This window comes from Sinomicrobium kalidii (assembly GCF_021183825.1).
Taxonomy (GTDB): domain Bacteria; phylum Bacteroidota; class Bacteroidia; order Flavobacteriales; family Flavobacteriaceae; genus Sinomicrobium; species Sinomicrobium kalidii.
Genome location: NZ_CP089211.1, coordinates 4,775,991 through 4,790,588, shown reverse-complemented (window position 1 = coordinate 4,790,588; position 14,598 = coordinate 4,775,991). Strand labels below are relative to the sequence as shown.

The following is a 14,598-nucleotide window of genomic DNA, read 5'->3' as shown; positions in this document are numbered from 1 at the left end:
AACGATCGGCTATCGTCGTATCCTATTTAATGCAACTTTATTGCAAATATAAAAATATCTGTTTTAATTGCAACATTGTAGCATTAAATATTTTTAGGTGTTACCGTGTCGGAAGCTATCATGAGTGATAAAAATGCCGTATATGCATTCTCCCGAATGAGCGAAGTGAAATTATTGCTTTCGGGACTTTAATCGGTGTCGTACTTCCCGGTCTATTTTCCTGTATTCTTCAATTTCCATATTGTACTTGTTATACACTCCCCTGCAATAAATGCATACAATATAAAATTCCCTTCCCAGGGTAAAAAAAGGGATCCACAGCACATAAAACTTTCTGGTAATGCCTTGTACATCTACTTGGTTTTGTCTGCCGCAATTCGGGCATTTTACCTCCTTTATCTTTTGAATTTTCAGTACGGAGGAACTCTTTCCAAAAAACTTCATGTCCGGTATTTTTATTCCTGATCTCTAAAACTTTATATTGTCTACCCCCAATTAACGAAGGACGATTTGTAAAAAAGAAGGGGTAGTACGGGATAGTTTAACCTGAAAATGCCTCTCGCATTCGTATAATGGAATCACCGGTGCAAATATAGACCTCCATTTCGTATAAAAAAATAACACGCTACCCAAATTCCCGAATATGAAAAAGAGAAACAAACCGCAATTAAATTATTATCAACAAATTACATCCAAGGCAACAAAATGTCATTTTGAGAGTCCGCTACTGTATCCGGAGTGCAGGTTTGCCTCAATACTCCGTAGGCAACAACAGTGTTCTTCCTATCCAGTACAAACAGAGTGACGTTCCCGGAATTAAGGGGATGGAGTTTTTTGTTTCCTTTACCTGCAATACGTTTCCGTTCCGGTTGCTGAACTCAACATGCGAAGCACAAATCTTAATAAGTACAAAATTATTTTCCGGAAGATGAAAAATTTCCCTGGCTATATCTGAAAGCAGCCCCTGTCTCCTGAAAAGCTCTTTTAGCGCATATTTCACCCCTTCCGTATAATAAAATTCCGGGAACGGGTGCCTGTATAATGCTCCCGTACTCTGAAACTGCTCTATTTTTTTCCGTACTTCCGTTTCCTTACCGTATTCCACCATAATGTAAAAAGAAATAAGCTATAATTATTACCGGAATATCCCGATCCCTGAAAAGGGCCGGGTTTTCCTTAATTTTGGGGTAGTACGGTTATCTGGATAAATTTTTGGAGTTGGATCAAGATACAGAAATCGTTCCTGTCTCCGAAACATTTGGCTTTTCATATTCACGAATCCTGAAAGCCAGGAAAAAGAAAGCAAACACAGTATACATCACTACTGACCTTAGTATTCACAAATCGATTCGTAACCGTTTTACCCTGCCATCTTCTTTTTTTTCACCATACTCATGAATGCGGAAGGAGACTGTCCGGTAATGTTCCGGAATACGGTACTGAATTTACTGTGGGAAGAAAAACCGCATTCCTTGGCCATATAACTTATCTTATAGTTCAGGTAGTCCGGGTTTTCTTCCATTTTTTTAATGATGTACCGTATGCGCAACTCATTGATGTAAGAATTAAAATCCTTCCCCTTGTACTTATTGATGATATAGGACAGGTATTTGATATTGGTACCAATCTTCGCAGCAAGTGCAGAAGAAGAAATATTCCGGTCAGTGAATTTCCCGGATGTTTCGAAACGGGACAATTTTTCAAGCAACAATTTTTCTGTTTTTTCCGGCATAAGATCTGCTTCCCTGACATGTTCTTTTTTACGCCCCGCAGGAGAAGACGGGGAACGCGCCTTATCTGCTCTTGTTTCCTCCCCTGCTTTTCCAGTTTGATTGTGCTTTACTTTTTGCTTTTTACGCGAAAGAAGGATAAACATAACCGTTATGGCCAACACGAGTGTTACACACGCTATTATAACATAATGAAACATGCTGCTTTCTTCATAATCCCGATAAGCCTGGTTTATTGCAAGGTTATAGGAGTTTTTACTGGCCTTCATTTCCTCTTTCATGACTTCCAGGTACTTCCTGTTGTACAGCGTATAATTTTTCATATCCCCCATTGCCATGTAATATCCCGACAAAGCTTCATACACATCCCCCTGTAACGACACCAGCCCGGAAGCCAAGGCAAAATCCAGGGCCCTGTTCAAACGTTCGCAAGCGGCAGCATAGTTTTTTCTCTCCAGGGAAATCCTTCCCAGGCCAAGGTATATCATTCCCTCCTGGATAGGGACACCCCGGGTTGCCGCAATATGGTCCAGGGCATTCCGGTAATGATACTCGGCGGAATCATTTATGTGCATTTTCCGATAATTCTCTCCGAGTGCCTTTTCATTGGTGGCCAGGTGCAGGTTTCTTTTAAAATCGTTCTTCAGCAACGCAAAAAAGGTACCTGCTTCCCGGTCGTTTCGTACGGCTTCCCTGAAATCTTTTTTAGTTACCGAATAATAGGCTTTTTCCTGGTATAGCAGCCCCTGGTATTCATTAGATACTTCTTCCGGGCTTATTTTCCGGCTGATCCTTATGCCTTTATCGAGATAACGCTTCCCTGCATCGGGAAGACCTGCTTCCCTGTATTCACTGGACAATGCGCCGCAAGCCCTGGCCTGCCATTCATATAATCCGGTTTCCGAAGCCAGGCGTTCCCCCTTTAAAAGATAGGTAATTGCTCTTTTATCTTTTTTGCGACGGTATAACCCGGCCAGTAACATCAGGGATTTTACCTTGTGAGAATTGTTGTCCGAGGTACGGTAAAGGGAATCGGCCGTTTTCAGTCCGCGGTCCAGGTTCCGGTTTTCCGTATAAAGGCGATAATAAATACTGTCAAAAGTATCGTGCTGTTGTGCGAAAAAACTACCCGGCAAGCACATACATAGCACAGGAATAAAATATTTTATCATGGTATAGGGTTGGTTAACGGGGCATGTATTTTAAGTTAATATTCACATAAGCGGTTCTCTTTTAAATAAAACGGTCACCCGAAAAAAGGGAGATCAAAGATTATATTACACGGTGAGTCAGTGCCTCCCTTTCCGTATTTTACAAACAAATATACGCTTTATAGCTAAAAAATCCTGAATATCACAAGGAAACATTGGTAGTCCCGGAAGCTATTTTATGAATAGCATTTTACTTACGGAGAATTTTACAGTTCTGACAAAAGGTCTCCAAAATCATAATGCAACATAGAATTTATCCTTCCTATTGTAGAATTTGTTCTACACCAATCCCGGATCACAATAAAAACTTCGGATCCTAATAAAATATAACTACATTTATCACCATTAACCTTAAAAACATTTTGTACATGAAAAGAATTATACCCGTTTTATCCCTGGTATTGTGCTCCGTATTTGCTTATGGCCAGAAGATGGAAGTAAAGCAAGGAGACTTCGGCTTTCTGAAAGGACAGCAGCAAATAAATGTTGAATTCGTTTACGACAACCTGAAAATCCACAAAGACAGCCTTTCCGAAGAAGAATACGTAAAAACAAGGATCGCCGACCTCGAAGAGGAAACCAAAGGAAAAGGCAAAAACTGGGAAAAACAGTGGACAAACAGCCGGGAATTTATATTTGCTCCGAAATTCCTGGAATTGATGAACCGCTACCTTCACAAAAAAGAAAACATCTATTTTGCAACTGACCTTTCCGATACGAAATACACGCTTGTTGTGGAGACCGTATGGATATATCCCGGGTGGAATGCAGCCGTTATGAGACAACCCTCAAAAGTATCCACTGTTCTTAGATTTGTGGAAACCGCCAACCCGGATCACATACTGGCCGAAGTAACGAGTATCAATGCACCGGGAAGAAAATTCGGAGGCACTTTCAGTAACGAGGACCGCATAGGTGAGAGTTATGCCAAGACCGGAAAATCCTTTGCAAAACTTATCCTTAAAAACGCATTTTAAACTTGCTGGGGGCATAATATATTGAAGCCGGGCTACAGGGTCCGGTTTTTTATTTGCCCACAGCTTCCCGGACTATTTTTCCTGTTTAATATACTGTGCCACGGTTCGTATAAGCCGGTTGTGCTTGGTAACAAACGGGTTGGTTTTATCCCATACATATCCGGCCAGTACGGCACATATCTGTTTTTTCACCTCCTTATTTTCCCTGTGATGGAAAAACAGGGCCTGTAAATTTCCCGTGTACCATTCCTTCACATAGGTGGCAAATACATCTACGCCTGCCCTGATATATTCCGAATATTCACTTTCCCAGTCCACAACCTCACCGTCGAGCTGCCTGGATATCAGTTTTGCCGCCAGCAAGGCCGATTCCGTAGCAAAAGTCACTCCGGACGAAAACACAGGATCCAGGAACTCCGCGCTGTTCCCCGTCAGTACATACCCTTTCCCGTAAAGCTGTTTTACCGATTTCGAATAGTTCTTTATAATCACGGGCTCAAAACAGAAATCAATATCCTTAAACCGCTCGTAATAATAATCCGAGAGTTTGAGCATTGCCGACAGCTTCTCCCCGGGGGTACCGGGAAAAGATGTTATAAATTCCACAGGGCCTACATAACCTATACTGGTCATGCCATTGGAAAAGGGAATGACCCACAGCCATGTTTTTGTATCGATGACATCAAAAGTAATAAGGGTCCCCTCCCTGCCCTCGGGCCTTCGCTTATCTTCAACATGGGTGAAAACGGAAGCATGTTCGGGAAGTGAGGACGGTTTATCCAGCCCGAGCATCCGGGGAAGTACCCTGCCATAACCACTGGAATCCACAATATATTGGGCTGTAATAGTAAGGGAATGTCCCTCATTATCTCTCACCCGGGTCGTTGAATTCCCGTTATCGTCAAAGTCCACATCCGTCACTTCATGTTCAAAAAGGATGTCGATCCCCTTTCGCTGTAATTCATTGGCCAGCACCTGGTCAAAATCCGCACGGGGCACCTGCCATGTCCAGTCCCATCCCTTCGTATGCTTTTTACTGAAATCAAATTCGCAAACTTTAGCTCCTTTAATAAACCGGGCGCCCCGTTTAATTTCAAAACCGCAATTTCTCAAAGCTTCCATAAACCCGGCCTCTTCAAAATGGTCCATACACCTCGGTAACAGGCTTTCGCCGATAACAAACCGGGGGAACCTGCTCTTTTCCACTACCCTGACTTCAAATCCCCGCTGATGTAAATAAGAGGCCGCAACACAGCCCGAAGGCCCCGCACCGATGACTAAAACATCTGTAGTAATAGCATTCACCTTGATAACGGTTTAAATATTATTATAAATTTGCAGACGAAAATAAGGCATTTTGTATTCAGCAGGCAAGATATCTTTTTTTAATTTTAAACCCGCTTTGAAAAAAACCAGATGTTAATACTAACCAAAAACCTGGGAATAGACGAGTTTTCCAAAGTCATTTTTGAAAACAAAACCATTTCCATTGCTCCCGAAACGCTGGACAGGGTAACGGAGAGTTTCAATTTCTTAAAATCGTTTTCCGAAAACAAGATCATCTACGGTGTTAACACCGGATTCGGCCCCATGGCCCAGTACAAGATAGAAGATAATGCCAGGATTGAGCTGCAATACAACCTTATAAGAAGTCATGCTTCGGGCTGCGGTACTCCTATTCCCCCCATGTACGTAAAGGCTGCAATGCTGGCCCGGATGAATACCCTGGCCCTCGGGTATTCCGGGGTACACCCGTCGGTAATAACGCTTATGACCACCCTTATTAACCGCGATATCCTTCCCGTCATTTATGAACACGGAGGAGTCGGTGCCAGCGGCGACCTGGTGCAACTGGCCCACCTGGCCCTTACGCTGATAGGCGAAGGCGAAGTATTTTACAGGGGAGAAAAAAGACCTACCGAAGAAGTATTTGAAAAAGAAGGCCTGACCCCTGTAAAAATTGCCCTTCGTGAGGGATTGGCCCTGATGAATGGTACTTCCGTCATGACGGGAATAGGCATTGTCAATACGGTCTATGCCCAAAGGCTCCTTCGCTGGATGGTATCCTGTTCGGCCGCCATCAACGAAATCGTGGGGGCCTATGACGATCACCTTTCATATGCATTGAACCAGACCAAAAAACACCGCGGGCAGCAGCAAATTGCTCAGGTCATGCGCCGTCACCTGGAAGACAGTTCAATGATAAGGAAAAGGGAGCACCACCTATACAACAATGTCGCGGAAGAAATATCCGTTTTCGAAGACAAAGTACAGGAATACTATTCCCTGCGCTGTGTGCCCCAGGTCCTCGGGCCCGTACTGGATACCCTCACCGGGGTGGAAAACATACTTATGGAAGAGGTCAACTCGGCCAATGACAACCCCATTGTTCACCTGGAAGACCGGCAGGTATATCACGGAGGCAATTTTCACGGCGACTATGTGGCCCTGGAAATGGACAAGCTCAAGACCGTAGTGACCAAACTCAGCATGCTGTCCGAAAGGCAACTGAATTACCTGTTAAACCCCGGCCTCAACAAAAAACTCCCTCCTTTTGTAAACCTTGGCAAACTGGGACTGAACTTCGGTATGCAGGGCGTGCAGTTTACGGCCACATCTACAACGGCCGAAAACCAGATGTTGTCCAACCCCATGTACGTACACAGTATTCCCAATAACAACGATAACCAGGACATTGTCAGTATGGGGACCAATGCCGCACTGATTACCAAAAAAGTCATTGAAAATGCCTTTGAAGTTCTTGCCATAGAAACCATTACCATCATACAGGCCATAGAATACCTGGACATACAGGACAAAATATCTTCGGAAACGAAAAAAATGTATTGCGATATTAGACAATTAGTTCCTATATTTACCCGGGACATTGCAATGTATCCTTATGTCCGCAAGGTCAAAGATTTTATTATGAATACATAAAGTTCACATTCATACAAGATATTAGTAACAAAACGGTTATAACTCCATCCCTTCCCCCTGACCTCATAACCGTTTTGGCTGACTTTGTAATAACCGGTTTATAAACCACCAAAAATCAACATTATGAAACACACTGGCTTCCTGTTCCTGCTCTTAACTCTCGCCTTTAGTTCACTTTATGGCCAGGAACTTGCACTCGTAAGAGAAAACAACCTGTTCGGATATATCAATACCTCGGGAGAATATGCCATACCTCTGCAATTCGAAAAAGCAGAAAGCTTTTCCGGGCAGTATGCAGCCGCTATGAAGGACAAAAAATGGGGGTTTATCAACAGTTCGGGAGAATGGGCCATTCCCCCCCAATACGATAGGGTGAAACATTTCAACTCGGGATATGCCCTTGTTTATTCCGATAAGAACTGGAAGTATATAGACGCTTCCGGAAAGGTCCTGAAAACCCCTGTATCTGATAAATATTATGATTTTAATGATGGTGTGGCCTTTTTTCGTTCGGGAAACCTCGTTGGTCTTCTCGGTACGGACGGCAAACTGGTGGTACAACCAAAGTACGGGATCATCCGCCCGTTCGAAAACGGATATGCCCGTGTAAAAAAAGGCGAGTTGTGGGGTATTATCGATAAAAAAGGAAAGGTTATTGTCCCTCCCGAATATGATGAAATAGGCAATTACAGTGCTACCGGAACATGGGCCAGGAAACAGGACCGGTTCGGGGTTATCACAAACGGTACATTTGTCCCAGTTGAAGGTGCTGATAAGATCTGGGATTTTAACAAAGACTCTGATCTCACATATGCCAGGCGCAATAAAAAGATAGGGTTTATCAATAATAAGGGAAAATGGGTTATTGAACCTGTATATGATAAAGCCAGGGCTTTTGCCGAAGGGCTTGCCCCTGTGAACAACGGCAGGGATTGGGGGTATATCAACACTTCCGGAGAACAAGTAGTGGACTTTCGTTTCCGCGATGCCGAAACTTTTGCGGAAAACGGCCTCGCACCGGTCAAGGAAAAGGACTGGGGTTTTATAAACACCTCGGGAGAACTGGTAATCCCGGCAGAATACGGTATAACTCCCGGGTTCTCATTCCTCTCCGGAAATGTCCCGAAAGGTTTTATAAATGGTCTTGCCAGGGTAAAATACAAAAGAAAGTGGGGATTTATCAATGAAAAAGGAAAGCCCCTGGGAGGTAAATGGTATCAAAATGCCGAACTTTTCACCAAAATAAAATAAACGGTCCGGTATCCCGTCTTAAAAAGAGCTAATCTGAAAAACATATTGTCAATACATTGAAAGCAAAGAAGAAGGAAAACACGCTGAAAAAATACGCCCTGGTCACCGGAGGGTCACGGGGAATAGGAAAAGCGGTATGCATACAACTCGCGAGGGAGAGCGATCATACCATTTTAATTAACTATAAAAATAACAGGCACGCTGCAGAAGAAACACTCGAAGCCGTGAAAAATGCAGGCGGCAAGGGCGAATTGCTCCCGTTTGACGTTTCAAATGCAGAAGATGTAAATACAACTCTGGACCGGTGGCATGAAGAGAACAAGGATGCCGTTATAGAGGTCATTGTCAACAATGCAGGGATCACCAAAGACAACCTGTTCATGTGGATGCCTCCCGAGGACTGGAACAGTGTGGTGGACACCAGTCTCCACGGATTTTTCAATGTTACCCGTCATTTAATACAAAAAATGCTGGTACACCGCTACGGAAGGATCATCAATATGGTGTCGGTGTCCGGATTGAAGGGAACAGCCGGACAAACCAATTATTCCGCTGCAAAAGGAGCTGTTATAGGGGCTACCAAAGCACTGGCACAGGAAGTCGCCAAAAGAAACATTACGGTAAATGCTGTTGCGCCCGGATTCATCAAATCGGACATGACCAGCTCACTCGACGAAAAAGAACTCAAAAAACTGATTCCGGCCAACAGGTTCGGGGAGGTCGAAGAAGTGGCTCACCTCGTCGCTTTCCTGGCCTCGGAAAAGGCATCGTATATTACGGGAGAAATTATTAATATAAACGGGGGGATCTATTCCTGACAGCTAAAATATGTCCGGAAAAAAGATCGATCTGCCTCAATCGATACATTTCCTGCTTGTGCTCCAAATTATATTTTTTGATATTTGGACCGGATTTGCCGTGTTTCCCGGAACACAATGGTTCCGGAAAACATTGAACCCGTAACTCCGAAAACAAACTTAAAGACAGTAACATTACATGAGAAAAGTGGTAATCACCGGAATGGGAATTTATTCCTGCATAGGTAAAAACCTGCAGGAAGTGAAGACCTCTCTATACAACGGGACCTCCGGTATTGTCTATGATAAAAAAAGGGAGGCCTTCGGCTATCGTTCCTGCCTTACAGGCATGGTAGAACAACCCGACCTGAAAAAACACCTTTCGCGCAGACAGCGCATCAGTCTTGGGGAAGAAGGCGCCTATGCCTATATGGCCACTGCAGAAGCTATGGATAATGCCGGGATAACCCAGGACTATCTGGACAAAAATGAAGTAGGTATTTTATACGGCAACGACAGTACGGCCAAATCTGTTATAGAATCCGTAGACAGGATACGGGAAAAGCAGGATACCACACTGGTAGGTTCGGGAGCCATATTCAAGGCCATGAACTCCACGATCACGATGAACCTCGCCACCATATTCAGGTTAAAAGGCATAAACTTTACCATAAGTGCGGCATGTGCCAGCGGATCACACGCTATCGGCATGGCCTACCAGCTTATCAAAAGCGGGTTACAGGACTGCATTATATGCGGGGGCGCCCAGGAGATCAACGAATTTGCCATGGGCAGTTTTGACGGCCTCGGCGTTTTTTCGGCACATACCGAAAACCCTGAAAAGGCATCCCGGCCATTCGACCGCAGCAGGGATGGCCTCATTCCCAGTGGTGGTGGCGCTACGTTGATACTGGAAAGTTATGAATCGGCTGTGGAAAGAGGGGCTCCCATTCTCGGGGAGGTTATCGGATACGGTTTTTCTTCCAATGGCGAACATATTTCAACCCCAAATGTTGAAGGCCCTTCAAAAGCCATGAAAAAAGCAATTGCACAGGCAGGGATATCCGTTAAAGACATTCAGTATGTAAATGCACATGCCACATCCACCCCTGTCGGAGATGCCAATGAGGCCCGTGCTATCCTCGAAGTTTTTGGCAATGACTGTCCTCATGTAAGCTCTACCAAGTCTATGACGGGACACGAATGCTGGATGGCCGGGGCAAGCGAGGTGATCTATTCCGTACTGATGATGAAACACAGGTTCGTCGCTCCCAACATCAACCTGGAAGAACCCGATGAATACGCTTCCGGGTTAAGTCTGGTCCATAAAACCATAGATAAAAAAATTGATGTATTTTTGTCCAACTCGTTCGGATTTGGAGGAACAAATTCGGCCCTGATCGTAAAAAATGTTGACTAAATATGAATAAGGACATTATCGTAGAAAAGATAAACAACTTTCTCGTCGATGAATTCGAAGTAGATGAAGAAGAGATATCCCCGGAAGCCAACCTGAAAGAAACCCTGGAGCTGGACAGTCTGGATTTCGTAGATCTCGTGGTAACCATCGAAACCAATTTCGGGGTTAAACTCACCGGCGAAGATTTTGCAGGTGTACTGACACTCCAGGATTTTTATAACCTTATTGAAAACAAATTAGGCTGATTGGTATAACTTTACTTCTCATACTTTTATGACAACCGAGTGGAAAGGCAAATCCAGGGGCACAGTTCTCGGATACAGGATATTTGTATTCTCCATGAAAAAGTTCGGCCTTGGGGTTGCCTATTTCATACTCTGCTTTGTGGCTTTCTACTATTGTCTTTTTGCACGGGAAAATTCCCGGTCTATCTATTATTATTTCCGGAAAAGACTGAAGTATTCGAAATTCGGAAGCCTGGTATCCATATACCGCAGCTACTACGTCTTCGGACAGACCATCATTGATAAGGTGGCCATATCGTCCGGGATGAGAGACCGGTTTACCTATGAATTTGACGGGATTGAAAATATTCAGGATACGCTGAAACAGAAAAAAGGCGGTGTTTTGCTCAGTGCTCATGTGGGTAATTTTGAAATCTCGGAGCATTTTTTCGGAGATCTTAAAGAAAAAACCTCCATCAGCCTGCTCACCAATGACATTGAACATACCGCTATACGTGAATACCTGGACAGTGTTACCCGGAAGTCTGATATCAACTTTATCCTCATCAGAGAAGACCTCTCCCATATTTTCGAGATCAATGCCGCACTGGCCAGAAACGAGATCGTCTGTATTACCGGAGACCGTTTTGTAAAAGGAGCCAAATACGTTACCTGTGATTTTATAGGAAAAGAAGCCCGTTTCCCCGCCGGCCCATTTTTGCTGGCGTCCAGGCTTAATGTTCCCGTACTTTTCGTATTTGTGATGCGGGAAAAAGGAAGGCATTATCACTTGTATGCGAGAAAGGCAAAAGCAGGAAAAAGGGATTCGGAAGCCTTGCTGAAAGAATACGCGGAAAGCGTTGCCCGGATACTGGAAAAATACCCCTTACAGTGGTTTAATTATTTTGATTTCTGGGGTACAGGGAACAAATAATAGATCAATATATGGATTAACCCCGACAAAAAGTGCATGAAACAGGTCCTCGTCATACATTATTCCCAATCCGGACAATTAACCGAAATTATCGGTAATGTTACCGCCGCTCTTGACCGGGCTGACGATATTACTGTTACACATTACCGCATTGAAATGGAGACTCCCTTTCCCTTCCCCTGGAAAAAAAGTGAGTTCCTCGATGTTTTCCCGGAAACCTTCCTCCGTAAACCCCGGAAAACAAGACCTGTTCCTGAAACCGTTATGAACGGTAATTACGATTTGATTATCTTCGGTTATCAGGTCTGGTACCTTACTCCTGCCCTGCCCGTCACCTCGTTCCTGAACACTCCCGAAGCAAAAACATTATTTTCCGGAACACCGGTGGTTACCGTAATCGGATGCAGGAACATGTGGATCATGGCTCAGGAAAAGATGAAGCGACAACTCAGGGACCTGAATGCCAGTCTTACCGGAAATATAGTCCTGGCAGACCGCCACAGCAATCACATCAGTGCCGTTACGATCGTACACTGGATGTTTTCCGGAAAAAAATCGCGCTTTCTCGGCCTGTTCCCCAAACCGGGCGTATCGCAAAAAGACATTGAAGAAGCCGTAAGGTTCGGACCTGCAATTTTAAAACACCTTCGTACCAACAACCCCGGGAACCTTCAGGCTACCCTGTTGAGCATGGAAGCTGTTAAAATAAAGCCCTTTTTAATTACCGCAGACAGGCGTGCCAACATCATATTTTCAAAATGGGCCCGCATTATCACTCAAAAAGGAGAAGAAAACACATCAAAAAGAACATTATGGATAAAAATATTCAGTTATTACCTGATTATTGCTATCTGGATCATTGCCCCCCTGGTTTTTATAGTATTTTTACTCATGTATTTCCCCTTGCGGAGAAAAATAAGGAAGGATATTGCTTATTATTCATCCGTTAACATGAGAACGTAGAGCCCGATTGCTTAACCTCTTAAAACACGGTTCCTGTATAGCTGCGATCTATAGCAGGATATTGTTTCCCGGTATTCGGGACACCCATTTATATTGTGCAACCTTAATTGACCGATGAAAAACGTTTACATAACCAAAACTGCAAAATTCCTGCCCAACCGACCGGTGGGCAATGACGAAATGGAAAAAAGACTGGGTATCATCAACGGAAAAGTGTCCAGGGCAAAAAACATGGTATTGCGCAGCAACCGTATAAAAACCAGGTACTATGCCATAGATGACAACGGAAACATTACCCACAACAATGCACAGCTCACTAAAAAGGTGGTAGAACACCTTTGTCATGATACACTTGAACCGGAAAACATTGAACTGCTGTCCTGCGGCACCTCCAGTCCGGACCAGATACTGCCTTCCCACGCGGCTATGGTACACGGTCTTCTGAAGAACGGTAACATGGACATCGGTACTTTTTCCGGTGCGTGCTGTTCCGGGATGCACGCGCTCAAATACGGATACCTTTCCGTAAAGTCGGGACAGACAAGAAATGCGGTTTGTACGGGTTCGGAACGCACCTCTTCATGGCTGAAATCGTCTGTCTACGAGGATGAGATCAGGCATCTGGAATCTCTCGAAGAAAATCCCATCCTGGCCTTTCAGAAAGATTTTCTGCGCTGGATGCTCTCCGACGGTGCCGGGGCTTTTCTCCTCGAAGACCAGCCGAGAGGGGAGATTTCGCTGAAGATCGAATGGATGGAAGGTCACTCTTATGCCCACGAAACAGAATCCTGCATGTATGCCGGAGCCGAGAAACTCGAAAACGGCAATCTCAAACCCTGGAGTGAATACCCTTCCGACCAGTGGAGTAAAAAGTCTATATTTGCCGTAAAACAGGACGTAAAGATCCTGGAGCAGCACATACTCAAGAAAGGAGTGGACAGCATGAAAATATCCATGAACAAGCACAATCTTAATCCTTGTGATATAGATTATTACCTTCCACATATATCTTCTTATTATTTCAGGGAAAGACTGTATGAAGAAATGAAAAAGCAGGGAGTGGAAATTCCCTGGAAAAACTGGTTCATGAACCTCGAAAAAGTGGGAAACATAGGTGCAGCTTCCATTTATATCATGCTGGAAGAACTCATGGCCTCGGGAACACTGAAAAAAGGAGACCGTATATTGCTCTCCGTACCGGAAAGTGCCCGTTTTTCATATGCTTATGCCCTTTTAACCGTTTGTTAATTATGATAGAAAGATCACTCCCTATAACCGATGTACGACAGCTTATCCCGCAAAAACCGCCTTTTGTGATGGTGGATACCCTCCTGGAATTTTCGGACATGAAAGTGGCTTCTTCCTTTACGGTTAACCCGGAAAATATCCTTGTGGAAGATACTGCACTCTCTGAGCCCGGTCTTATAGAAAATATGGCACAAACTACCGCGCTGCATACCGGATATGCCTGTTTTCTTCAGCAAAAAGAACCGCCTACGGGATATATCGGGGCCATAAAGAATGTGAAGATCTCCGTGCTGCCGCAAATAAACGAGACCATTACCACCAAAGCCGAGATCCTTCACGAATTCATGGGAGTTACCGTAGTGGGAATAAAAGTATTCAACGCTAAAGGAGAAGAGATCGCTTCCGGGCAGATGAAAACCGTAATTGCCGGCTGATGAAAACACCGCTCCATTTAGATATCAGGACCCTGCTCCCGCACCGCGCCCCTTTTTTGATGATAGACAATATACTGTCCCTCACCGATGTCGATGTCACCACATCGTTCCGTATACAAAAAGATTGTATATTTAATGACAACGGCACATTCAACGAAACCGGACTGATAGAAAATGCCGCCCAGACCTGTTCGGCAATCGTGGGGCAGCGTTATTTCAAAAACGGCAAGCTCATAAACCGGAAAACCCGGCTGATCGGTTTTATTAGCACCATAAAAAATGTAACCGTCAATACCTGCCCGGAAGTGGGGAGGACCATTGTGTCAAACGCCACCTTAAAATCCCGGTCCGATACCGGTCAGTACTGCCTCTGTTCCATGGAGTGCGTGGTCAGGGAAAGCAATAGAGAATTATTATCTTGTGAAATGAACCTGATAATTCAGGAATTAAGTGTATAACACCTTCGTTC

Annotated in this window: 15 protein-coding genes; 11 read left to right on the top strand and 4 right to left on the bottom strand. The window is 44.3% G+C overall.

What is annotated here, in order from left to right:
* Window positions 1-171 precede the first annotated feature (171 nt).
* From LS482_RS19275 to LS482_RS19265, 3 genes are all read right to left on the bottom strand, one after another.
* Window positions 172-444: a hypothetical protein gene (locus LS482_RS19275; RefSeq protein ID WP_233029153.1), complete on the bottom strand. Its 273-nt coding sequence runs from the start codon at window positions 442-444 to the stop codon at window positions 172-174.
* A gap of 307 nt (window positions 445-751) precedes the next feature.
* Window positions 752-1,108 carry a DUF6876 family protein gene (locus tag LS482_RS19270; RefSeq protein WP_233029151.1) on the bottom strand — a complete coding sequence of 119 codons (357 nt, stop codon included), beginning with the start codon at window positions 1,106-1,108 and terminating at the stop codon, window positions 752-754.
* A 252-nt stretch (window positions 1,109-1,360) separates the two neighbouring features.
* Window positions 1,361-2,902: an AraC family transcriptional regulator gene (locus tag LS482_RS19265; protein WP_233029150.1), complete on the bottom strand. Its 1,542-nt coding sequence runs from the start codon at window positions 2,900-2,902 to the stop codon at window positions 1,361-1,363.
* Window positions 2,903-3,309: 407 nt separating this feature from the next.
* Here LS482_RS19265 and LS482_RS19260 point away from each other — a divergent pair, with 407 nt between their 5' ends.
* Complete coding sequence (locus tag LS482_RS19260; protein WP_233029148.1) at window positions 3,310-3,918, top strand: hypothetical protein; 609 nt, start codon at window positions 3,310-3,312, stop codon at window positions 3,916-3,918.
* Between the two features lie 72 nt (window positions 3,919-3,990).
* On the opposite strand, the gene LS482_RS19255 is transcribed toward LS482_RS19260, so the two are convergent.
* On the bottom strand, window positions 3,991-5,223 hold the full coding sequence (locus LS482_RS19255) for an NAD(P)/FAD-dependent oxidoreductase (protein WP_233029147.1): 1,233 nt from the start codon (window positions 5,221-5,223) through the stop codon (window positions 3,991-3,993).
* A 111-nt stretch (window positions 5,224-5,334) separates the two neighbouring features.
* On the opposite strand from LS482_RS19255, the gene flxA reads away from it, so the two are divergent.
* The 10 genes from flxA (at window position 5,335) to LS482_RS19205 (ending at window position 14,587) form a co-directional block, all read left to right on the top strand.
* Window positions 5,335-6,858 (top strand): flexirubin biosynthesis tyrosine ammonia-lyase FlxA, encoded by a 1,524-nt coding sequence (gene flxA / locus LS482_RS19250; protein ID WP_233029145.1) that lies wholly within the window; start codon window positions 5,335-5,337, stop codon window positions 6,856-6,858.
* A gap of 123 nt (window positions 6,859-6,981) precedes the next feature.
* Entirely contained in the window at window positions 6,982-8,109 is a 1,128-nt protein-coding gene (locus tag LS482_RS19245; protein ID WP_233029143.1) for a WG repeat-containing protein, read from the top strand.
* Window positions 8,110-8,192: 83 nt separating this feature from the next.
* Entirely contained in the window at window positions 8,193-8,927 is a 735-nt protein-coding gene (flxB, locus tag LS482_RS19240; RefSeq protein WP_233031859.1) for a flexirubin biosynthesis SDR family reductase FlxB, read from the top strand.
* A gap of 178 nt (window positions 8,928-9,105) precedes the next feature.
* A complete protein-coding gene (locus LS482_RS19235; RefSeq protein ID WP_233029142.1) occupies window positions 9,106-10,326 on the top strand; it encodes a beta-ketoacyl-[acyl-carrier-protein] synthase family protein in 1,221 nt (406 codons plus the stop codon).
* Window positions 10,327-10,328: 2 nt separating this feature from the next.
* Window positions 10,329-10,571, top strand: coding sequence for an acyl carrier protein (locus LS482_RS19230; protein ID WP_233029140.1), 243 nt, complete (start codon window positions 10,329-10,331; stop codon window positions 10,569-10,571).
* Window positions 10,572-10,599: 28 nt separating this feature from the next.
* A complete protein-coding gene (locus tag LS482_RS19225; RefSeq protein WP_233029139.1) occupies window positions 10,600-11,484 on the top strand; it encodes a lysophospholipid acyltransferase family protein in 885 nt (294 codons plus the stop codon).
* Window positions 11,485-11,520: 36 nt separating this feature from the next.
* Window positions 11,521-12,447, top strand: coding sequence for a dialkylrecorsinol condensing enzyme DarA (locus LS482_RS19220; protein WP_233029138.1), 927 nt, complete (start codon window positions 11,521-11,523; stop codon window positions 12,445-12,447).
* A gap of 114 nt (window positions 12,448-12,561) precedes the next feature.
* Window positions 12,562-13,695 carry a dialkylresorcinol biosynthesis protein DarB gene (darB, locus tag LS482_RS19215; protein ID WP_233029137.1) on the top strand — a complete coding sequence of 378 codons (1,134 nt, stop codon included), beginning with the start codon at window positions 12,562-12,564 and terminating at the stop codon, window positions 13,693-13,695.
* Window positions 13,696-13,697: 2 nt separating this feature from the next.
* Window positions 13,698-14,129: a hotdog family protein gene (locus LS482_RS19210; RefSeq protein ID WP_233029136.1), complete on the top strand. Its 432-nt coding sequence runs from the start codon at window positions 13,698-13,700 to the stop codon at window positions 14,127-14,129.
* The gene (locus LS482_RS19205; RefSeq protein WP_233029135.1) at window positions 14,129-14,587 is read left to right on the top strand and encodes a hotdog family protein; all 459 of its coding nucleotides are present in this window, start codon (window positions 14,129-14,131) and stop codon (window positions 14,585-14,587) included. The genes LS482_RS19210 and LS482_RS19205 overlap by 1 nt, the downstream gene beginning before the upstream one ends.
* Window positions 14,588-14,598 lie beyond the last annotated feature (11 nt).